Origin of the sequence: Asticcacaulis excentricus (assembly GCF_003966695.1) — a bacterium.
Taxonomy (GTDB): domain Bacteria; phylum Pseudomonadota; class Alphaproteobacteria; order Caulobacterales; family Caulobacteraceae; genus Asticcacaulis; species Asticcacaulis excentricus_A.
The window spans coordinates 608082-630529 of sequence record NZ_AP018828.1 but is presented as its reverse complement, the minus strand read 5'-3'; the positions used below and the strand labels follow the sequence as shown (position 1 = coordinate 630529).

Here is a 22448-nt window from a genome sequence, read left to right as displayed (position 1 = left end):
TGTGAAGCCCGCTTTGGGCTCGCAATGTCTAACAAGAAGGGCGACTAAATGTCCCACGAAAAGAAACAAAACCTGCAGGACACGTTCCTCAACAGCGTTCGTAAATCCAAAACGCCTCTCACCATCTTCCTGATCAACGGCGTCAAGCTTCAGGGCATCGTTAGCTGGTTCGATAATTTCTGCGTGCTGCTGCGCCGCGACGGTCAGTCGCAGCTGGTCTATAAGCACGCGATCTCGACCATCATGCCCGCTGCGCCGGTGCAGTTGTATGAGCAGGAAGAAGACTCGGACGATTAAGTCGCGCTCCGATCACAGATCGGATCACGCCTTAATCTTTTCGCTTTGACGCACATCTCATCCAAAAACCGCTTACACTTTTTGGGATGTGCGTCTTGTCGTCCAAAGGACTCTTTTGACCACCAAATTTGTAAACCGCACGCCGGAAACCCAGCGTGCGGTCATTATCGACCCCGACATGGCCGCCCCGCACGCGCCGTCTTCGCCGCGTCAACCTCAGGGTGTACCCGCGGCGCGGCGCTATGATGAGTCACGTCTGGACGAAGCCGCCGGTCTGGCCATCGCCCTCGATCTTGAGATCGTCGCCGCCGACACCGCACGGGTGCGCAAGCCCAACCCGGCCACCCTGTTCGGTTCCGGCAAGGTCGAGGAGATTGTGACGCTGTGCGAAGAGGTTGAAGCCGATCTCGTCATCGTCAACACCACCCTGACGCCGATCCAGCAGCGCAATCTCGAAAAGGCCTGGGAACGCAAGGTCATCGACCGCACCGGCCTGATCCTCGAAATCTTCGGTCGTCGCGCCCGCACACGCGAAGGCAAGCTTCAGGTCGAACTGGCACGGCTGGAATACGAGCGCTCGCGGCTGGTGCGGACCTGGACCCACCTTGAGCGTCAGCGCGCCACCGGTACGACCGGCGGGCCCGGCGAAACCCAGATCGAACTGGACCGCCGTATGATCGCCGACAAGATCAAGCTGCTCAAGGGCGAACTGGACGAGGTGCGCCGCACCCGCAGCCTGCACCGCAGCGCGCGCAAAAAGGTGCCGTACCCGATTGTGGCACTGGTCGGCTATACCAATGCCGGCAAATCGACCCTGTTCAATCACCTGACGCGCGCCGAAGTGCTGGCCAAGGACATGCTGTTCGCCACGCTTGACACAACGTTGCGCACACTGAAGTTGCCGGGGGGGCGGGCGGCTATTATTTCCGATACGGTGGGCTTTATCTCCGACCTGCCGCACGAACTGGTTGCCGCCTTCCGCGCCACGCTGGAAGAGGTGTTGGAAGCCGATCTGATCCTGCACGTGCGCGACATGTCGAATCCGGAAAGCGACGCGCAGGCGCAGGACGTGATGCAGGTGCTGACCCATATCCATCCAGACCTCGATAAATCACGTCTGATCGAGGTATGGAACAAGATCGACCTGCTGGACGAAGAAGCCCGCGACATCCTCTATAGCCGCGCCGTATTGGATCGCGCCATGAACAAGCCGATCATGGTGTCGGCCATCACGGGCGAGGGGATCGAAAAGCTCCTCAGCGACATCGCGCTCAAGGTGGATGAGGCAGGCACCGAAATCGACGTCGAGCTGGCGCCCCAGGACGGGCAGCTTCTGGCCTTTCTGTACACTCAGGGCCGCGTGCTGGATCGGTTTGATGACGAAACCGGTCATATCCACCTAAAGGTCAAGCTGAGCGATCAGGCTCTGGGCCGCTATGAGCAGATGACGGGTCGGGCATAGATTTTTAGATATAGCGCTTGGCGGGCACTGCTTATTGTCGTACAAATTTCCCAATCAAAAAAAGAGGGAAATGCCAATGAACGGAAATCTTCTGGCCGCCTCGACGGCTGTGCTGAGCCTGCTATGCGGGCTCGCCTCGGCGGAAACCGTGCGGGTCGATGCGCAGATGGCGCCTCCGGCGCCGCGTGAAGGTCTGTTGAAAATGGGGACCGGCCTGTCGCCTTCGGGGCAGGTCATCAGCGTCAATGATCGCTATCTGACGCTTGCTGGCAAACCCGTTTTGCCGGTTATGGGGGAATTTCATTATACACGTTTTCCGGAACAATACTGGGAAGAACAGCTCCTCAAGATGAAGGCGGCGGGTGTTACTGTCGTCGCCACCTATGTCATCTGGCAACACCATGAGGAGCGCCCTGGCAGCTTCGACTGGAGCGGCAACCGAAACCTTCGTAAATTCATACAGTTAGCGCAGAAACACGGCTTGTATGTCTATCTGCGTCCCGGCCCTTGGGCCCATGCGGAAGTGCGCTTTGGCGGCATTCCGGACTGGGTGGTCGATTCCGTCCCGACGCGCGGCAATGACCCGACCTATCTTGGCTATGTCGATGCCTTTTTCGGACAGGTTGCCGAACAGGCGAGGGGGCTTTTGTGGAAGGACGGCGGCCCCGTTATCGGCATCCAGATCGAAAACGAATATAACCGCACAGGGCCGCTTCAGGGGCGCGATCATATTTCCCGATTGAAGGAGATGTTGCGCGCGCATGGTTTTGATGTGCCGCTGTACACGGTGACCGGCTGGGACAATGCGGTCTTTCCGCGTGGCGAGGTGATCCCGGTGTTCGGCTCTTATGTCGATGAACCATGGTCGGCCTCATCGGGCCTACTGCCGCCCAAGTCGAGCTATCTGTTTCAGTTTGGCGTGCGTAATGAGAAGGGTCTGGGGGCGCAGGGGCGCACCTCAACACAGGATGACGGTGCGCGCGACAGCGACATCACGCCCTTCTTTGGCGCGGAATATGGTGGCGGTGTGCCGCAAATGTATCGTCGCCGTCCTTTAATCAGCCCCGACGATATCGCCGATATGGTGATCACCAAGGTCGGCTCAGGTGTCAATCTTCTGGGCTATTATATGTTTCAGGGCGGGCAGAACCCGTCGGGCTCGCCGTCACGCGACGAAAGCATGGCCAGCGGCGGGTATAACGATGTGCCTAAGTTCGGCTACGATTTTCAGGCGCCTCTGGGCCAATATGGTCAGGCGCACCCGGTCCTGAACAAACTCAAACCCATTCACGCCTTCCTTCAGACCTTCGGGGATCGTCTGGCCCCAATGGCCGTCTATGCGCCGGAGATAAAACCGGCAGCCGCCGATGATCTGACAACCCTGCGCTGGGCGTTTCGAGGCGATGGTCGGTCGGGTTTTGTCTTCGTCAATAATCACGTGCGCCAGTACGCCACGCCCGCGCATCCGGATACGCGCTTTGAGGTTAAACTTAGCGATAAAAGCGTAACCTTGCCGTCGAAAGGCGTGACAGTCGAAGAAGGGGCCGCCTTCATCTGGCCCGTCCATTTCGACCTGTCCGGCATCAATCTCCTTTGGGCGACGGCCCAGCCGGTGACCAAGTTCGATGACGGGAAGGGCGATCTCTATGTGTTCGCCGCGACGGGTCAGATCGAGCCGGAATTTGTCTTTGAAACGAATGCCGTGCGTACCGTTGCGGGGGCGAAAAAGACCCAGCAGGGGGCGCAGATACGGGTGCTGCCCGACACGGGGCGCATCGTTACGGTCACCGGCACAAACGGCAAGACCGCACGCCTGCTTTTGCTCAGCGAAGCTCAGGCGCAGAGCCTGACTACCGTTACCGTGCAGGGCCGTCCGCATCTGATTTTGAGTGCGGCGCACGTCTTTGGCAACGCGGAGGGTGGCGCGACGTTCCGGCAAACCGACCCTCAATTTAAATTTGCGATTTATCCATATTTATCAGATAATTTTTCTGCAAATCTGAAACTAAAACGTGAAGAATCAAAGGGCCTGTTTCAAAGCTGGTCAGCCACGGCGCCAGAGGTCAAACTCACCGCTGAATGGCAGCTTCTGCGCCCGGCCGGCAAGGCGCCGCCGCTGAAGACCTGGGGGCCAAGAAACACACCCATCGTACCTGAACCGGAGAGCTTCGGGGCTTCGGCGGCGTGGACTGTGAAGGTGCCCAAGGACGCACTGAAAGGGGTATCCGACGTCTATCTGGACGTCGATTATCAGGGCGATGTGGCAAGGCTGTTTTCAGGGCCGCAGATGCTCGACGACGAATACTATATCGGGCGGACATGGCGTATTGGGCTCAAGCGTTATGCCGACAAGCTGACGCAGCCGCTGACGCTCAGCGTCATGCCGTTGCGCGAAGATTCAAAAGTCTATTTCGACGCCAGTGTGAAGCCGCAATTCGCAGAGGGTCAGGTGGCGCGCATCGACGCGATCCGACTGACGCCCGAATACGAACTGACGCTGAAATAGATCGGAAGGCGGGCCTAAGAGCCTGCCCATCCTATCATGAGTCAAATTCCGCATAATAAATCTTATGGGAAATTTAGGCGTGCTCAGACGTGAAACCGTTGAAACGTCCGGGCGTTGAGCCATTTCCGTTTGGTTTTTGCGCCGCCTTTGCCTATATCGCTTGCATGGGAGTTGGCCATGATCCTTGTCATCGATAATTACGACAGCTTCACCTATAATCTGGTGCACTATCTGGCGGAACTGGGCGCGGAAACGCAGGTGTACCGCAACGACGCGCTGAGCGTTCAGGACGCGCTGGCGCTAAAGCCCAAGGCGGTTCTGCTGTCGCCCGGACCATGCGCGCCGGATCAGGCCGGCATCTGCCTGCCGTTGCTGCGCGCTGCGCCCGAAGACCTGCCGATCTTTGGCGTCTGCCTGGGGCATCAGTCGATCGGTCAGGCCTATGGTGGCGACGTTATCCGCGCCAAGACGCTGATGCATGGTAAGACCAGCCAGATCCATCACAAAGACATCGGCCTGTTCAAGGACCTGCCCAATCCGTTCACAGCGACGCGCTATCACTCGCTGGCCATCAAGCGCGAAACCCTGCCGGACGATCTGATCGTCACCGCCTGGACCGAAGACGGCGAAATCATGGGCGTTCAGCACCGCACGCGACCCATACACGGCGTGCAGTTCCACCCGGAATCCATCGCCACCGAAGGCGGTCATCAGATTCTGGCCAACTTCCTGCGACTGGCCGGTATCGAGAGCCACAACCTCTATGTCTGACGCCTTCAAACCCTTGCTGGCCAAGCTGGCGGACGGTCAGACCCTGTCCGACGCCGACGCCGAAATCTTCTTTTCTGCTTGTCTGCGCGGCGAACCGACCCCGGCTCAGGTGGCCGCCGCCGTGACCGCCATCCGCCTGCGCGGTGAAACCGTCGGTGAAATCGCTGCCTGCGCCCGCGCCATGCGGGCCGCCGCCAAAACGCTCGACCATCCCTATGACACGGTGGATGTCTGCGGCACAGGTGGTGACGGCCTGCACACGCTCAACATATCCACAGCCGTGGGCTTTGTGGCGGCCGGCGGCGGGCTCAAGGTCGCCAAGCACGGCAACCGCGCCATCACCTCAAAATCCGGCACGGCCGATGTTCTCGCGGCGCTGGGCGTCAATATCGACGCCACGCCGGAGCAGCAGCGCAAGGCGCTGGACGAAGCCGGTATCTGCTTCCTGTTCGCCGTAGCGCATCATGGGGCGATGAAACACGTCTCCCCGATCCGTCAGCAGCTCGGTTTCCGCACCATTTTCAACCTGCTGGGTCCCCTTACCAATCCCGCCGGTGCGCGCCGTCAGGTGGTGGGCGTGCCCTCCCCGCGCTTTATCGAGCCGATTGGCAAGGCCTTGGGTCAGCTTGAGGCCGTTCATGCCTGGGTTGTGCACGGTTCCGGTCTGGATGAACTGACCACCACGGGCGAAACCGAGGTGGCGGAATGGAGGGACGGCAAGTTGCGCCTGTTCACCATCACCCCCGAAGCCGTGGGCCTGCCACGCGCGGCGCTGGCTGACATCACGGGCGGCGCACCCGAGCACAATGCCACGGCCCTGCGTCGCCTGCTTGAGGGCGAAAAAGGCCCCTATCGCGATATCGTCATGCTCAATGCCGCGGCGGCCTTCCTGGTCGGCGGGGCGGTGGAGACTCTGCGAGACGGGCTGGATCACGCCGCCGCCAGCCTCGATAACGGCAAGGCCCTGGCCGCGCTCGACCAACTCGTCACCCTAACGAACAGCTAAGACATGTCCGATATTCTGGAAAAGATCGCCACCTACAAGCGCACGGAAGTCGCCGAACGCAAGCCTGCGGCGTCTCTGGCGATTCTGGAGGCGCGCATCAAGGACGTTAGTGCACCACGCGGCTTTCAACGCGCGCTGGCGGCCCATAAACAGCCGCGCAGCCTGTCTCTGATCGCCGAGGTCAAAAAGGCCAGCCCCTCCAAAGGTCTGATTCGTGAGGATTTCGAACCGGCTGAATTGGCGGCGGCCTATCAGGCCGGCGGAGCGTCTTGTCTGTCGATCCTGACCGATGCGCCCAGCTTTATGGGGCACGAATCGCACTTTGTGGCGGCCCGCAACGCCGTCACCCTGCCCTGCATCCGCAAGGAATTTCTTGTCGATGTGTGGCAGGTCGCCGAGTCACGCAGCCTTGGGGCCGACGCCATTCTGGTGATTATGGCCATGATCGACGACGCCCTCGCCGCCGATCTGATCGCGGCGGCCCATGCCTATGGCATGGATGCCCTGGTCGAAGTACACGACGCGCCTGAGATGGAGCGCGCGCTTAAGCTTGCCTCTCCGCTGATCGGTATAAACAACCGAAACTTAAGAACTTTTGACGTCGATCTGAAAACGACTGAAGAGTTGTCGGCCATGGTCGGACCGCAGCACGTTCTGGTGGCCGAAAGCGGTATCTTCACGCCGCAGGACGTGGCGCGTCTCGAAAAAACCGGGGCCACGGCCATGCTGGTCGGCGAAAGCCTGATGCGGCAGGGCGACGTCACTCAGGCGGCGAAGAATCTGCTCACGCCCGCTTGACAAGGCTCAAGAACGCATACAGAACACTTTGCACAAGTTCATGACTTGTTCACCATTCATGCGCTAAATATTGCCATGTCCGGGGACAAACTTTTGCAGCGAGTGGACCTATGCTGACGACCAAACAACGCGAACTTCTGATGTTCATTCATGAACGCATCAAGGAAACGGGGGTGTCTCCGTCCTTTGATGAGATGAAGGAGGCGCTGGATCTGGCGTCGAAGTCGGGGATTCATCGACTGATTACCGCCCTTGAAGAACGCGGCTTCATCCGCCGCCTTGCGCACCGGGCCCGCGCTCTGGAAGTCATCAAGCTGCCGGATCAGGCCACGACCGCCGCTCCGCCGCGTGGTCGTCAGGCCTTTGTGCCGCAGGTGGTCGAGGGTACGCGCCCCACTGCCCCGGCCCCGGCGTCCAAACCCGCCAATGACGAAGGCCGCGAACTGCCTCTGCTGGGCAAGATTGCGGCGGGTGTCCCCATCGAAGCGCTGGGGGCCGAACGCGACCGTATCCGCGTGCCTGAAATCTTCGTCGGCTCGGGCGAGCACTATCTGTTGGAAATCGAAGGTGATTCGATGATCAATGCCGGTATTCTTGACGGCGATTATGTGATTATCAAGAAGTCGGACTCGGCGCAGTCGGGCGAAATCGTCGTGGCGCTGGTCGATGGCGACACCGCCACCTTGAAACGCCTCCGCAAAAAAGGGGCCTCGATTGCCCTTGAGGCGGCCAACCCGGCCTACAAGACCCGAATCTACAATGCTGACGAAGTGGCCGTTCAGGGCAAGCTGGTCGGTCTGATGCGCCGGTATCATTAAATCGCGTCTTGTTTGGCGACCGCTGCACCCCATATCGCTCTCGTGGAGGCTGATATGGGGTTTTCTGTTCTTTATGCGATACTCATGGCCTATGGCGTTGCCGTTTTATTTCCGGAAACCCGGATAGGTCACCGCCTTAAAGGCCTTCTGATCGACCGTCTGGCGAAGGGACTTAACACGCTTACATGGTCGAAAGTGGTGTTTGCTGCGGCCTTTGTCGCCACGGTGGTCTCGTTCGCCCCGGCGTTTCCGGCTGAGGTGGTGTTTCTGGTCGCCGCAGATACCGCCGTCTATGCCGAAATTGCGGCCATTCTCACGCTGAGCCAGGTTTTCAGCCACATCAGAGACTTTCCGCACCGGGTTAGACTTTGGATAAACCATAGGATCGCCCGGCCTTTGCGTCTGGCTATAAAAGGCGCCCGTCAGCACAGGTCCAGACCGTCACGTAAGGCGGGATCAGATAAGACAGATGCGGAAGGCCGAACGGCGGGCTTAATGTACCCATGGCCTCTGACCTCTCAAAGGTTTAGCGGCGTGGATGTGCCAGTGTTTCGAACCTGATCGCGTCAGTTCCATGGCCCCCAACCGCTCGAAGTCTGAGGCGGTAATGCGGTTGACACCGGCACAGTTGGCGGGCCATTCGGCCACCTGAGATCGCAGCACGATCAGATCAGCGGATTGGCACAGGGCCACTATCTGTTCAGGCTTGGGGACTTTGCGGCCGAACGCGAAACCGACGCGGTAAGGTGCGGTGGCCGTGGGTAGGCAGACATAGCTTTTGCACACATAGTCCTGCGGGCCCCTCTGAGGGGCATCGTTCAGCGCATAGTGTTTCAACCACAACTGATAGCCATACTGGCGCACAGTGGGACGCAGGCTATAGGCCGTGCCATCAACGCGGAGCGCCGCATTGCTACCTTCGGCCTCCAGCCAGATATCCGGTGCTGTCTCACGCGGCCAGTAGATCACCGCCAGAGCCGCTAATAGCCCGACCCAGCGCACCCGCCCGCGGATCAGACACATCCACAAGACTCCGGCGGTGGACAGGGCCAAAGCCAGATTGGGCGGGGCCGCCACCGTCAACACCGCGCCGGGTAAATCGGCCACAAAGCCCGCGATGGCCGCGATCACAGACAGCCCCTGCTGCGCCACCCACAGGATAGGGGCCCCGAAAGGCGTGCCACTCATCACGGTGCCCAGCGCCAGCGCCGGCATAACGATAAAGCCGGTGATCGGGGCTTCGAGCAGATTGCTTAACAGACCATACATCTGGGCGCGGCTGAAATAGAAGACACCGAAGGGGGTGGTGGCCAACCCGGCCACCGTCGAAGCCAGCACCGAGACCTTCAGTCCGTGCCACAGGCCCTGCCAACTGCGCACCCACCACGGCACATCCAGTTCGCGCACCGGGTTACGCGACACTTCGGCCAGTGCCAGAAGCGCCGCCGTGGCGCAAAACGACATCTGAAACCCCGGTTCCAGTACGGCTTCGGGCATCAGCAGCAACACGATGAGGGCGGCTATGGCGAGAGCGCGCAAACTCAATGCCCGACGGTCAAACAGAATGGCCCCAAAGGCTACCCACGCGACCACGGCGGCGCGGATCGCCGGGGCCGGGGCGCCCGAAAGGGCCAGATAAAGCGCCAAGGCGATCATCCCCAATGCGGCGGCCCATTTCTTGATCGGATATCTCAGCGCGATCGGTGGGCTCAGGGCCAGCGCGCCCCGGCAGGCGAAGAAGGCAAAGCCGCCGACAATCGCCATATGCAGACCGGAGATGGACAGAATATGCGCCAGCCCCGAATCGCGCATGTCTTCAACCAGTTCAGGGGCCAGAAAAGCCTGATGCCCCGTCACCATGGCGGCGGCAAACCCGCCCATGCGCGTATCCGGAATCTGCGCCATCAGACGCTGAGTCACCTCCCAACGCAGGTGATTGAGCGCTACGATCCTTTGCAGCCGTGCCGGTAGCGGGGGGGTGTCGATGGTTCGAATGCGGCCGGGCGCAAACCCCACGGCCCCCACCGCATCGAACCAAGCCGTGCGTGCATAGTCGTATCCGCCTGGAATACTCGGCCCCGCCGGTGGGTGGAGGATGGCAAAGACAGAGATGGCCTGACCGGGGGTCAGATCCGGCGGCAAAGTGCGCAGGCTGAGACGCACGCGGATAGGCGTCTGTTCCGGCGCGACGCCCGACAGTCTCAGCGGCGCCAGCAAAAGTTTAGGTTCCGAACTGTCGGTGCCGACTATATCCATAATCACCGCATCGAGATGGAATTGCGTCTGCTGGGACACCAGCACCGGGGCCTCTACGCGCTCGGTGCGCAGTTTGCATAAGCCCACCCCCAGCGTGAACATCACGATGAACAGAAGGCCGTGGCGAACGACAGACGGCCATTGCCGCCACAAGGACAGGGCATAGATACCCCCCGCGACACCCATGACAGGTAAAATCCACAGCCAGGGCGGCTCAAAACGCAGGCTCAAATAAACGGCGCATCCCGCGCCCAGGGCCACAGGCAGCCAAAGCACCAGACGGCCGGCCTGCTGGGCAAGCGATTGCCGCAGAGACTGCGCCCAATCAATGGCCCGGATGTGCGAAAGCCAGACGCGAAGCCGCTGCAATCCCCCTACCCCCGTCACCTCTGCTGAACACATCCCTGACTTACAAAACATGCCCTTGCGCGGGAGGCAAGAGAGGCGTGAAATTCGCCTCCATTTATGAAAATAATTTTCACTAGCGATAAAATGCTGCGGAGGGAAGAGACACTACGGCTAAAATCGCATGGTGTCAGGGTTCACAAAAAATTGTTAAGTCAGACAAGTTGTAACTCTGAGTGACCTCGGCATACACATAAAAAATGCGTTTAACATCATATATATATTTCAGTTTTTAATCTGAATCCGAGCCCCGCCCCCCCCCTTCAAAAGGCTAACGAAAGCGTCAATCCATGCCACCCGGCGCCTTGGTGCCTCACAGTCGCGCACGGACTGATGAAAGAGGCTCTTTTCATTTAGGTTTGCACTTTATATAGCAGGTGCAACGAAAATGCCGTTTGCATTGCACACAAAGATAAGAGGTAAGCACGTCATGACCCAGACACCTCCCGCCAAAGTCACCGTAGGCGACAAGGTCATAGATCTGCCGATCCTGAAGGGCTCGCTCGGCCCGGACGTGATCGACATTCGTAAGCTCTATGCGCAGTCCGATGCCTTCACCTACGATCCGGGTTTTACCTCCACGGCGTCGTGCGAGTCGAAGATCACCTATATTGACGGTGATCAGGGCGTGCTGCTGCACCGCGGCTACCCGATTGATCAACTGGCCTCGCAGTCGAACTTCCTCGAAACCTGCTACCTGCTGCTGCACGGCGAACTGCCGTCGGCCGCTGAGTACGAAAAGTTCGAAAGCACCATCACCCGTCACACCATGCTGCACGCGCAGTTCGACCGGTTCTTTGACGGTTTCCGCCGCGATGCGCACCCGATGGCCATCATGACCGGCGCGGTCGGCGCCCTGTCGGCCTTCTATCACGACAGCCTCGACATCCATGACGCTCAGCAGCGCGAAATCTCGGCGCACCGCCTGATCGCCAAGATGCCGACCATCGCCGCGCGCGCCTTCAAATACAGCGTCGGTCAGCCCTTCGTGCATCCGAAGAACAACCTCTCCTACGCCGAAAACTTCCTGCGTATGTGCTTCGCTGTTCCGGCAGAAGACTATGTGGTCGATCCGGCGCTGGTGCGCGCTATGGACCGCATCTTCATCCTGCACGCCGATCACGAACAGAACGCCTCGACCTCGACGGTTCGTCTGGCCGGGTCGTCGGGTGCCAACCCGTTCGCCTGTATCGCCGCCGGCATCGCCTGCCTGTGGGGCCCGTCGCACGGTGGGGCCAACGAAGAAGCGCTGAACATGCTGCGTGAAATCGGCACGCCGGAAAAGATCCCGGAATTCATCGCCGGGGTGAAGGACCGTCGCTACAAGCTGATGGGCTTTGGTCACCGCGTCTATAAGAACTACGATCCGCGCGCCAAGGTCATGCAGACCTCGGCCTACGAAGTTCTGGCCGCCACGGGCCGTGAAAACGACCCTCTGTTCCAGGTCGCCAAGGAACTGGAAGCCGTCGCCCTGAAGGACGACTTCTTCATCGAGCGCAAGCTGTTCCCGAACGTCGATTTCTATTCCGGCATCACCCTGTCGGCCATGGGCTTCCCGACCACCATGTTCACCGTGCTGTTCGCTCTGGCGCGCACCGTGGGCTGGATCGCCCAGTGGAAGGAAATGATCGAAGATCCGGGCCAGAAGATCGGCCGCCCGCGTCAGCTCTATACGGGTGCAACGCAACGCGACTTCGTGCCGCTGTCGCAACGCGGCTAAATCCCTCATTTAAAACAGAAAAGCCCGCCGGAAACGGCGGGCTTTTTTTGTGTTTAATCAGAGGGCTGAGCGGGACAAAGGCACCACACTCGTCAGGTCTGGCTGGCGGCCTCGAGCCCCAGACGCGACGCCTCCTGCCTCAGCGCCTTCTGGGCGGCGCTGAACTGCGCCGACCCGCCGCCATCGCAATTATAGAGGATGGCCAGCGTCACCTGCTCGGCGATAAAACTGCGCAGATGGCCCGTGAAGCCGTTGATCCGCCCGCCGTGTGTGCAGTAACGGCGGCTGTCTTCGGTGACGCCCAACCCGACACCGAAGCCGTAGTTCAGGGGCTCATAGCCCTGGCGCTCCCACGCGGGTTTGCCGTTTTTCAGCAGGGCCGGTGTCATCATGGCCTCAAGGCTGTAGGGCTTGATGATCTGATGATTGAGCAGGGCCGCGTGCCAGCGACACAGGTCTTCGGTTGTCGAACGGATGGCCCCGGCCCCGCGCAGGAAGGTGGGCGATACGGGCAGGTTGGGCAGGAAGCCCCCTCTGGTCGGCGTATAGCCACGTGTCACGGCATTGGTGACCTCACAGCTCTGGTCGATGGTCGTATTGGCCATGCCCGCGCGCTCAAACAGATGCTTGCGGCAAAAATCGGCAAAGCTCTGACCCGATAAACGCTCAACGATCGACGACAGCAGGGTATAGCCGGAATTGGAATAGGCCCATCCCATGCCCGGTGCAAAGCGATAGAGCGGCTTGCCCGCACGGATCAGTTTGAGAACGTCGTCTGTGCTGTAATCGCGGGTACGCGCCGCGTCCAGAATGCTGTGGTCCTGACGGTTGATATAATCGCCCATGCCGGAGGTGTGGCTCATCAATTGGTGCAGGCTGACCTCAGCGGCGCGCGGAAAATCCGGCAGGAATTTCGATAGCGGATCATGGACATTGAGTTGTCCCTGTTCGGCCAGCAGCAAAATGGCCACAGCGGTGAACTGCTTGGTGATCGAGGCGATGCGCAGGCTCGTTTGCGGCGTGATAGAGACCGCACTGTCGATATCCGACTGCCCGAACCCCCTGGAATAGAGCATGACGCCCTTGTGCATGATGCTCAGGCTCAGTCCCGGCGTCAGGCGGGTGTCGATCATGGCCTGCGCCAGTGCGTCCAGCGTGGGCCAGTCTTTCAGCGCAGGTGCGTCGGGCCCCATACCGCCGGACGCGCCCTGCATAGACGGCTGAGGGCGCAAGACGCTGCCGCCCAGAGCCGCCAGACTCAAGGCCACCGCCGCACGGCGCGTCATACCCCCCAAAGGATACGAAAATCGGATCATGGTAAAGGATGTGCTACCGACATCTTAAGCCTGAGTTAACGCCCAAACGGATCACGGGAATATCAGAACGGGACGCTATAGACGCAGAATTGGGCGAGAATCGGTATGGGGAAAGGGGTATCTCGAGCGCAATCCGATAAAGTGCCATGAAATCGTCTTGGCACTTTTCGGAAAAATTGCGCGACAAAACAGAAGTTTAGAGCGGGATGATGCTTCTACCTAAAACCATACCGCTCTGGGCACCCCTCTCCTCACATCTGTGTCAGGCTCAGGTGCTGCAATACGGCTTCGGCGGCGCGGATGGCCGGGGCCGGTTGTCCGCGGCCCATCAGGTCGAGGGCGGCGTATTGCGCCTCGATCTGGGTAGCGCGGAAGGCCGGATCGTCCAGTCTGTGGCTGAGCGCAGCGACCAGATTGGCCGTTGTACAGTCGTGCTGGATAAATTCAGGGGCCACCCCCTTCCCTGCCATGATGTTGAACAGGGTGACGTGGGTAAGCGGCGACATGTGTTTGAACAGGAAATAGGTCAGGGGTTCGACCTTATAGGCCACGATCATCGGACAGCCGGCCAAAGCCAGTTCGGTCGTCACCGTGCCCGAACAGGCGAGCGCCACGGTCGCCGCACGCATGGCCGAAAGTTTATCCGTTTCGTTGTCGATCAGGTGCAGCGGGGCCTGCACGCCCGCCAGACCGTCGCGCACCTGATCGCGCACCGTATCGGCCACGGGCACGACGAAGATCAGTTCGGGACGCTGCCGCGACAGGGTCTCGATGGTCTCACGGAAGACCGGCATCAGGCGTTTGATTTCGGAGGGGCGGCTGCCCGGCAGGACCAGCAGCAGAGGCGCCTCGCCTATGTCCAGTTGCCCGCGCAGACCGTCGGGATCGGCAGTGCCGAAATCGACATTCAGGGCCGGATTGCCCACAACGACGGTCTTTAGCCCCTCTTTTTCAAAATAGGGGGCGTCCATCGGGTGCAGGGCCAGCAGCAGATCAACGCTTTGCGCCAGTGTTTTGGCACGCCCCGGACGGGTGGCCCACACCTGCGGCCCAACATATTTAATCAATGGCACGTCAGGCAGGACGGCGCGGATGCCGTGCGCCACACGCAGCGTAAAACCCCACGAATCGATCAGCACAACAGCGTCAGGCTTTTCCCTGAGCGCCTGCGCCACCGTATCCGCGACACGCAGCTTGACGCGCCTATAGGCCTTCAGCCCTTCGATCAGGCCCAGAATCGAAAGTTCTGAGATATCGAACGGGCTCTTGACGCCCAGTTCGGCCATACGCTGCCCACCGACGCCGCAAAAGGTGAGTGGAACGGGTGATTGCCTTTGCAATTCACGCATCAGCCCGGCCCCCAGCATGTCGCCGGAGGCTTCGGCGGCGACCAGCATCAGCTTAGTCGGTTTGAGCGGGGGCGGCGTGTCCATAGATGAAAAGTCCCAGTTCGGCGGCGCGGGCATAGACGCGCGCCTTGTCCACGACGAGCAGCGCCCCCGCCTGCCCGACAATTCCACAAAGACCCGCCGCCGCTGCCGCCTCGACCGTCTGCACGCCGATGGTCGGCATGTCGAGCCGCAAATCCTGTATCGGTTTGGGCACCTTGGCCAGCACACCCTTGCGCCGGTCCTGCGTGCCGATAAGTACCGGCGACAGGGTCGCCACACGCTTCAGAAGCGCGTCCGTGCCTTCCTGTGCCTCGACCGCCAGCGTGATTCGTCCGGCGACGACCGCCGCCTGACCAATATCCAGCGCCCCAAGCGCGTGCGCGACGCGAAAGGCCTCTTCCACATCCTCACGGGCTTCCGGAGACGGCGCCTCACCGGCCTGAAGCCCCTCTTCGAGGCACAGTTCCGGATTGGCCTCGTGCGCCCCCTCTATGGCATAGCCCTGACTTTCAAACACTCGGGCAACTTGCCGCAGGAGCGAGTCGTCGCCGCCGCGTCCGGCCGCCTGAATGCCTGGCAGGTGCGCCGCCCCGCCCTCGTCGCGTTGCATGGCATCGAAGTCCGGGCGCTTGACGTATCCAACCATGCAGACGGCACGGCAGCCTTCCTGCGCCAGGGCGACAAAGATCTTCTGGAAATGGCCAACGTCAATATCGTGACCGGGATGGTCCGCCAGTTCAGTGTCCGCCAGCCCTTCCAGTCGGATGACGCAATAGGGTCGCCCGCTGCGTTTGAGGTAACGAGCGATTTCGACCGGCACCAGCCCGCCGCCGGCAATAAGGCCGAGCTTGTCCATCACTCGACCGGCAGGCAGATGGGACGGTTGGAGTCTTCGCGGATGAACTGAACGATTTCAACCACCTGCGGAATGTCGCTGAAGTTTTCCAGCACGTCGTCCAGACGCTCCTGAAACGTGCCTTCCGGTGCGAACATCATGCGATAGGCCGTGCGCAGCGACAGGATCAGGTCGCGCGAGAAACCGCGACGCTTCAGCCCCACCAGATTGAGGCCTTCCAGACGCGCGTGATTGCCCCACACCGAACCGTAGGGGATGACGTCCTTGGTCACCATGGCCGCGCCGCCGACAAAGCTGTAGCGGCCGATGCGCGCGAACTGGTGCACGCCGCACAGGCCCCCCAGAAACACGAAATCACCGACCTTTACGTGCCCGCCCAGAGAGGCATTGTTGGCCAACACCACATTATTGCCGACGACGCAGTCGTGGGCCACGTGGCTGCCGACCATAAACAGACAGTCATTGCCGACCTTTGTCACGCCTCCACCCTTCACCGTGCCGGTATGCATGGTGACGTGTTCGCGGATCTGATTGCGTTCACCGACGACAAGGCGGGTATCTTCGCCCTTGTGCGCCAGATGCTGCGGCGAGCCGCCCAGAACCGCAAAGGGATGTACGTAACAGTCGGCGCCGATTTCCGTATGGCCTTCGATGACGACACTGGCTTGCAGGGTTACGCGGTCGCCCAGCACGGCTTGCGGGCCGACAATGCACCACGGGCCAACGCTGACGCCTTCGCCCAGTTGCGCCCCTTCATGGATAATAGCCGTCGGGTGGATGCTCATTGCGGCGTCTCGACCACCATGGCCGCGAACTCACATTCGCAAACGATTTTTTTGTTCACAAAAGCTTCGCCACGGAACTTGAACACATCCCCGCGGTGACGTGTTACCTCGACGTGCATACGCAACTGATCGCCGGGACGCACAGGGCTGCGGAACTTCACGCCATCGACGCCCATGAAGAAAATGGTCTTGCCTTCGACAGAAACATCCAGCGACTTCGACATCAGCACAGCCCCGGTCTGGCCCAGCGCCTCGATGATCAGAACGCCCGGCATGACCGGGTTTTCAGGGAAATGGCCGTTGAAGAAGGGCTCATTGAACGTGACGTTCTTGATGCCGACCATGCTCTTGTTTTTGATCCAGTTTTCACCGCGATCAATCAAAAGGAACGGATAGCGATGCGGAATCCGCTTCATCACTTCCTGATAGCTGATGTCGATACCGGTTTCGGGTGCCCCGCCTTCCGGCATCTCGCTGCCTTGATCCGTGGTCATTCTGTTCTTAGCCCTTATACTTGGTGGCGGCCTTGCTCAGCCAGGCCGTCTCGCGCAGAAACTGCCGCGACGGCCTGGCGGGGAAGCCCGACCACATCTGTCCCGCAGGGACGTCTTTAAACACAACCGCACCCGCAGCCACCTTGGCCCCGGCCCCGATATCAATATGGTCGATCACGCCCGCGCGGCCCCCGAACATGGCTCCATCCCCCACCTGAACGGAACCAGAAAGCCCGGAATGGGCCGCGACGATGACGTTACGTCCAAGTTTAACGTTATGGGCGATCTGAACCATATTGTCGATCTTTGAAGCCTCACCGATGACCGTGTCGTCATAGGCCCCGCGATCAACGCAGGTTCCCGCTCCGATCGAGACATGATCCTGAAGGATGACACGCCCCAGTTGCGGCACATCAATCAGGCCTTCGTGATCGCCCGAAACACCAAAACCAGCCTCGCCGATTCGCACACCCGACGCCAGATGCACGCCATCGCCGATCAGAGCGCAATAGATGGTCGCGTGTGCGCCGATGTAACAGTTACGTCCGATCTGACAGCCCGGACCAATGACGGTATAGGCTTCGATGTGCGACCCGCACCCGATCTCCGCCCCCTGCCCGACAATGACCCCTACCCCCAATGTCACGCCCTCTTCGATTTGGGCTGTGGGGTGAATGGCCTGAGGCCCTTCATGGCGACGCGGACTGTACAGCTTCGCCGCCAGTCGTGACCACGACGCCTGCGGTGAGCGGGTGACAAGTGCCACGGTTTGCTCAGGCACATGGTCGATATCGGCTTCGTGGACAAAGGCAAAACCGGCGCGCGTGCGACGTAGATTTTCGAGATAGCGACGGTCGCTGAAATAGGCGGCATCGCCCTGCCCCGCCACCGACAGGGGGGCGCAGCCGTTCACACGAAGCGCCGTCAGGTCTGCACCCGACGACACGGTGGCAAAGGCCAGACCGAGAACGTCATCAAGGGCGATTTCGGAAGCAACATCAAAGAATCTTTGATCGGGCATGCCCTGCAAATCCTCCTCACCCAAACGACAGCAAAAGTACGAAAAGTCGCATATAGCTCAAAAAAACAGAGCCTTGTCCAGCTATGCATACGCACATTTCGCCGGACAAGGCTCACTCAATGTTTACAAAGTTTTCAAGGCCAGCCAGACCGGCCCTAAAACTTAACCGCCTTGCTGCGCTTCCTGCTCAGCCTTGGCCTTCAGCAGCTTCTGGCGGTCAGCTTCCGGCAGAACGACGCGCTTGATGTCAACCGCGGCCTTCGAATCGTCAAGCTTCTTGATCACGTCGGCGGTGATGTCCATGGCCGGGTTGGCGAACAAAACCGCCTTGCGGTCAACCAGCATACCGCAGTTCTTGCTTTCGTAAGTTGCCGACAGCGCCGGAGCCACCAGTTGCGCCACCTTCACATTGGCGTCCTGTTCGGTACGGCCCAGTTCCTGATTGACGATGAACGCCTTGTCCTGGAAGGCCTTGACCTTACCCATGAAGGCCTGAGCCAGCGGGTCGAACTTGTCCTTGGTCAGGGTCTTTTGCTGAGCGGCGAGACCGGCACGCTCTTTTTCCAGCGCCTGCGCATCGGGCTCCAGCTCGGCCTCGGCCTGCTGGTTGATCTGTTGCAGGCGCTGAGCGGCGGCCTTGGAGACAGCGGCATTGGCCATCACGGCTTCGTTCGAATAGACGCAGACGCCGGCGATAACCGGGCCCGGCTTGGTTTGGGGCTGCGCCGGAGCCGGGGCCGCGGCGGGCGCCGGCGTCTGGGCAACAGCGACCGAAGTCAGGGCGGTGGCCGACAGGGCGGCGACGGTGAGAAGGATTTGCTTTTTCATAGCGTGGAAACTCGTTCGGTGGGTCTTGTGGGAGAATAAATTAAAACTGTGTAGATTGTGAGAAACGGAAGGTCTCGGTCTTATCGTAGTCTTCGCGCGACAGGATCTGGCTGATATCGAACTGGATCGGCCCCATGGGCGACTTCCAGCGGATGGTCACCCCCGCCGAAGCGCGCAGCGACATGTCATCCTTGATATAGTCCAGACGTGTACCGGCCGTACAGTTACCGAGCGTCGCCTGAGCGGCGCTGCAATATTTCAGACGGTCATCGATGCCACCGAGCGTACCGAAATCGACAAACAGAGCGGTTTTGAGGCCGTACTGTTCGGGCAGGCCGTTGGGAATGCCCAGTTCGACGGTGCCAATGGCGTAGGTTTCACCGCCCAGCGCGTAGGTCGAATTGGTGTCGCGCGGGCCAATACCGGCATTTTCGAAGCCGCGGAATGTGGTGCCCCCCTTAAAGAAACGGTCGTTGATGCGAACGGCGTCGCCGCCCACGGGCGTGATGTTGCCGGCGATACCTTGCAGATGCAGGACCATATCCTTGCGGAAGCCATGATACCAATGGCCTTCAAGCTCGGAGCGAACATAGCGCGTGTCACCGCCCAATCCGGCGAAATCCTGACGCAGGATGGCCTGCCAGCCGCGCGTCGCCAGCACGTAGTCGTTACGGCGGTCGAACGACAGGGTGTAGCCGACGCTGGAGGTCACGCCGTTGCCGCAGCTATATTGCAGGGCGTCACATTCCGACGAACCCGAATAGGTCAGTTCGTCGCTGCGCAGGTTATAGCGCAGGCGCAGGATGGAATAGCCATTCAGGCTGTAGCCCAGACGCAGGCCCGCACCGTTCGTCTTCGACGAATAGCTGACGCCCGAATAGTTGTACGAGCTTGAGAAGAGGTCGATACCCGCCGAGACGTCACGGCCCATAAAGCGCGGTTCGGTGAAGGACAGATCGACATTCTTCTGGATCGAACCCAGCGAAACGCGCGCCCGCACGTTCTGACCCCGGCCGCGGAAGTTGCGTTCGGTGATGCCGACGTCGAGGATGAACTTTTCGTAGGAGGAGAAGCCCGCCCCGAAACTCAGTTCGCCGGTTGGCTGCTCGGTCACCTGTACCTGGATATTGGTGCGGTCAGGGGCCGAACCCGGCGTTTCCTTGATTTCGACGTCCTTGAAGAAGCCCAGCGCATTGACGAACATCTTGGAACGTTCGATCAGGGCCTTGTTATAGGCGTCGCCTTCTGAAACGAGCATTTCACGGCGCACGACGCGATCGAGTGTGCGGGCATTGCCGACAATGTCGATCTTGTCGATATAGACGCGCGCGCCTTCGCGCACGTTGAAGGTCACATCGACCGTCTTGGTTTCCGGATTGCCTTCGTCGCGCGGACGCACGTCCACAAAGGCGAAGCCCGCCTGCCCGGCCGCATAGGTCAGGGCATCCACCGACTTTTCGATCAGGTCGCTTTCATAGAGCTGGCCCGGCTGGATCGGCAACATGCGTTGCAGGTTTTCGCCGTTCAGCTTCTCGTTTTCGGTCTTCACCACGACACGGCCGAAATTGTACTTTTCGCCTTCGTCCAGCGTGTAGGTGATGACAAAGTCCTTACGGTCCGGCGTCAGTTCCGCCACCGCCGAGACAACGCGGAAATCGTAATAGCCGCGGTTGGTGTAGAACTTCTTCAACTGCTCGCGGTCGTAATCCATACGATCCGGATCGTAGTTGTCGTTCGACGAGAAGAACTTCCACCACAGCGACTTCTTGGTGACGACGACGCCGGCCAGTTCGTTATCCGAGAAGGCCTTGTTGCCGACAAAGTTGACGTTTTCGACGCCGGTTTTCACGCCTTCGTCGATTTCAAAGATCAGATCGACGCGCTTTTGCGGCAGTTCGACGATCTTCGGCGTCACCGTAGCCGAGATACGGCCTGAGCGACGGTACAGTTCGATAATGCGCTGCACATCGGCCTGCACCTTGGCCTTGGTGAAAACGCCACGCGGGCGGATCGTCACTTCGTCGCGCAGCTTGTCCTTGGACAGGGCGCTGTTACCTTCGAACACCACCTGATTGATGATCGGCGCCTCGACGACGCTGATGACCATTTCGTTACCGCTCATGACGATCTGCACGTCGGAGAACAGTTCCGTGCGGTAAAGCGTCTTCACCGACTGGTCGATCAGCAGGTCGTTGACCGTTTGCCCCACCTGCACCGGCAGGTAGGAGATGATGGTGGCGGCATCGATACGTTCGTTACCTTCCACCTTGATTCGCCCGATCACAGCGACCTGTGGGGCGGGCGCCGCCTGAGCGGCCGGGCTTGCCGGGGCTTCCTGCGCCAGAGCGGGAGCGGAGGCCGCCAGAAGCGCCAGCAGGCTGACGCTGACGGTCCAAGCATGTGTCTTGGAAGTGGTGGAGGCAGGACTATTCATGGAAAGGTTTCGTTCCGCTTATATGTATGGCCGTCACGAACGGAGGCAAAGGACGGGAGATGTCTCCCGATCTGCGCCGGTCATGAAAACAGCCCCCCGAAAAACTTGATGAGCCCGGTACGGTTAATGTCATTCCATGTAGCGAACAACATCAAACCTAACAAGGCCACAAGTCCAAATCTGTATCCAAGGCCCTGCACGGTGGCGCTAAGCGGCCGCCGCGCAATGGCCTCATAGGTATAAAAGACGAGATGCCCGCCATCGAGCACCGGGATCGGCAACAGGTTCACAAACCCGATGCCGACCGAGACGAAGGCCGCCATCTGCAAAAGGGTCAGCAGAAGGTTAAAGGCCATCTGCCCCGGCGTCGATTTGACGCTGGCGACCTGGGCGGTCAGGTCGCCCGTCGCCTTGGTCATGCCGATAATGCCCGAAAGCTGATCTCCGTTTTCTTTTCCGGTGAAAATACGGCCAATATAGGTCAGGGTCGTGTCAAGCACGCCGATCGTTTTCTGCGTCCCCAGCCACAGGGCTTCGTGGGGCCACGGGGTGCGGGGCTCCCCATCGCCGATCCTGACGGCCAGCACGCCGGCATAGGTCGGTACGTGCTGCGATACCTCCGCAATCAGACGGCGCTCCGGCGTAACCGTCAGGCGCACGATCTGCCCGTCGCGACGCACCTCGACCGGCACGGACTCATTGCCGCGCATCCGCACCAGCATGATCACGTCTTCTGAGGTCTTGACCTCACGGCCGTCAATACGGACGAACTGATCGCCGACCTTGAGGCCTGAGCGCGCACCGGGGCCGTTGGGCTCGGAAAAGCCCATGACGGTTCCAGGAGCCATGCCCTTGCCCACGATCATGAAGACCGCTGCAAAAATGATGATAGCCAGCACAAAATTGGCCACCGGCCCGGCCAGCACGATCAGAAAGCGCTGCCACACCGGCTTGAAATGAAAATAGGCCATTTCCGCGCCCGGCCCTTCGCGCTCACGGATGGCGCGGCGGGCCTTTTCCAATTCTTCGGCGTCGGGTGACATGGAAGACACATGTTCGTCGCCCGAAAACTTGACATAACCGCCCAAAGGCAGGGCGCTCAGACACCACAGCACGCCATTCTTGTCGCGTTTCGACCAGATGACGGGACCGAATCCGACGGAGAAGCGTTCGATCTTGGTTTTAAACAGGCGGGCGACGCTGAAATGTCCCAGTTCGTGAAAGGTCACGATCAACGAGATCACCAGCAGAAAAAGAGGTATGGCCAGAATATAAAAGATCATT

Annotated in this window: 19 protein-coding genes; 9 read left to right on the top strand and 10 right to left on the bottom strand. The window is 60.1% G+C overall.

What is annotated here, in order from left to right; all coding sequences use genetic code 11:
* The first annotated feature begins 48 nt into the window (after positions 1-48).
* The 8 genes from hfq (at position 49) to EM6_RS13940 (ending at position 8219) form a co-directional block, all read left to right on the top strand.
* On the top strand, positions 49-297 hold the full coding sequence (gene hfq / locus EM6_RS13975) for an RNA chaperone Hfq (RefSeq protein WP_013480329.1): 249 nt from the start codon (positions 49-51) through the stop codon (positions 295-297).
* Positions 298-412: 115 nt separating this feature from the next.
* Complete coding sequence (hflX, locus tag EM6_RS13970; RefSeq protein WP_126423754.1) at positions 413-1759, top strand: GTPase HflX; 1347 nt, start codon at positions 413-415, stop codon at positions 1757-1759.
* A gap of 76 nt (positions 1760-1835) precedes the next feature.
* A complete protein-coding gene (locus EM6_RS13965) occupies positions 1836-4265 on the top strand; it encodes a beta-galactosidase (protein WP_126423753.1) in 2430 nt (809 codons plus the stop codon).
* Between the two features lie 177 nt (positions 4266-4442).
* Positions 4443-5036, top strand: coding sequence for an anthranilate synthase component II (locus EM6_RS13960; RefSeq protein WP_126423752.1), 594 nt, complete (start codon positions 4443-4445; stop codon positions 5034-5036).
* Complete coding sequence (trpD, locus tag EM6_RS13955; protein ID WP_126423751.1) at positions 5029-6042, top strand: anthranilate phosphoribosyltransferase; 1014 nt, start codon at positions 5029-5031, stop codon at positions 6040-6042. Before EM6_RS13960 ends, trpD begins: the two co-directional genes overlap by 8 nt.
* Positions 6043-6045: 3 nt before the next feature.
* Positions 6046-6840: an indole-3-glycerol phosphate synthase TrpC gene (gene trpC, locus EM6_RS13950; protein WP_126423750.1), complete on the top strand. Its 795-nt coding sequence runs from the start codon at positions 6046-6048 to the stop codon at positions 6838-6840.
* A 110-nt stretch (positions 6841-6950) separates the two neighbouring features.
* On the top strand, positions 6951-7658 hold the full coding sequence (gene lexA / locus EM6_RS13945) for a transcriptional repressor LexA (RefSeq protein ID WP_126423749.1): 708 nt from the start codon (positions 6951-6953) through the stop codon (positions 7656-7658).
* A 54-nt stretch (positions 7659-7712) separates the two neighbouring features.
* Entirely contained in the window at positions 7713-8219 is a 507-nt protein-coding gene (locus EM6_RS13940; RefSeq protein ID WP_126423748.1) for a hypothetical protein, read from the top strand.
* Here the strand turns inward: EM6_RS13940 and EM6_RS13935 are convergent.
* Complete coding sequence (locus EM6_RS13935; protein ID WP_172961269.1) at positions 8151-10283, bottom strand: ComEC/Rec2 family competence protein; 2133 nt, start codon at positions 10281-10283, stop codon at positions 8151-8153. The genes EM6_RS13940 and EM6_RS13935 overlap by 69 nt on opposite strands.
* 466 nt (positions 10284-10749) lie before the next feature.
* Here EM6_RS13935 and gltA point away from each other — a divergent pair, with 466 nt between their 5' ends.
* Positions 10750-12039: a citrate synthase gene (gene gltA, locus EM6_RS13930; protein WP_126423746.1), complete on the top strand. Its 1290-nt coding sequence runs from the start codon at positions 10750-10752 to the stop codon at positions 12037-12039.
* A gap of 92 nt (positions 12040-12131) precedes the next feature.
* On the opposite strand, the gene EM6_RS13925 is transcribed toward gltA, so the two are convergent.
* The 9 genes from EM6_RS13925 to EM6_RS13885 all read right to left on the bottom strand — a co-directional run bounded on the left by EM6_RS13925 (position 12132) and on the right by EM6_RS13885 (position 22447).
* Complete coding sequence (locus EM6_RS13925; protein WP_126423745.1) at positions 12132-13325, bottom strand: serine hydrolase domain-containing protein; 1194 nt, start codon at positions 13323-13325, stop codon at positions 12132-12134.
* A 281-nt stretch (positions 13326-13606) separates the two neighbouring features.
* Positions 13607-14788, bottom strand: a complete 1182-nt coding sequence (lpxB, locus tag EM6_RS13920) for a lipid-A-disaccharide synthase (protein ID WP_126424156.1) — start codon at positions 14786-14788, stop codon at positions 13607-13609.
* Complete coding sequence (locus EM6_RS13915; protein ID WP_126423744.1) at positions 14757-15602, bottom strand: LpxI family protein; 846 nt, start codon at positions 15600-15602, stop codon at positions 14757-14759. The genes lpxB and EM6_RS13915 overlap by 32 nt, the downstream gene beginning before the upstream one ends.
* Positions 15602-16387 (bottom strand): acyl-ACP--UDP-N-acetylglucosamine O-acyltransferase, encoded by a 786-nt coding sequence (gene lpxA, locus EM6_RS13910; protein WP_126423743.1) that lies wholly within the window; start codon positions 16385-16387, stop codon positions 15602-15604. The genes EM6_RS13915 and lpxA overlap by 1 nt, the downstream gene beginning before the upstream one ends.
* Complete coding sequence (gene fabZ, locus EM6_RS13905) at positions 16384-16857, bottom strand: 3-hydroxyacyl-ACP dehydratase FabZ (protein ID WP_172961289.1); 474 nt, start codon at positions 16855-16857, stop codon at positions 16384-16386. The genes lpxA and fabZ overlap by 4 nt, the downstream gene beginning before the upstream one ends.
* Positions 16858-16888: 31 nt before the next feature.
* On the bottom strand, positions 16889-17902 hold the full coding sequence (gene lpxD / locus EM6_RS13900; protein ID WP_126423741.1) for a UDP-3-O-(3-hydroxymyristoyl)glucosamine N-acyltransferase: 1014 nt from the start codon (positions 17900-17902) through the stop codon (positions 16889-16891).
* Positions 17903-18064: 162 nt separating this feature from the next.
* Positions 18065-18730 carry an OmpH family outer membrane protein gene (locus EM6_RS13895; RefSeq protein ID WP_126423740.1) on the bottom strand — a complete coding sequence of 222 codons (666 nt, stop codon included), beginning with the start codon at positions 18728-18730 and terminating at the stop codon, positions 18065-18067.
* A 40-nt stretch (positions 18731-18770) separates the two neighbouring features.
* On the bottom strand, positions 18771-21164 hold the full coding sequence (gene bamA / locus EM6_RS13890; protein WP_126423739.1) for an outer membrane protein assembly factor BamA: 2394 nt from the start codon (positions 21162-21164) through the stop codon (positions 18771-18773).
* A gap of 80 nt (positions 21165-21244) precedes the next feature.
* Positions 21245-22447 carry a M50 family metallopeptidase gene (locus tag EM6_RS13885; protein ID WP_126423738.1) on the bottom strand — a complete coding sequence of 401 codons (1203 nt, stop codon included), beginning with the start codon at positions 22445-22447 and terminating at the stop codon, positions 21245-21247.
* Position 22448 lies beyond the last annotated feature (1 nt).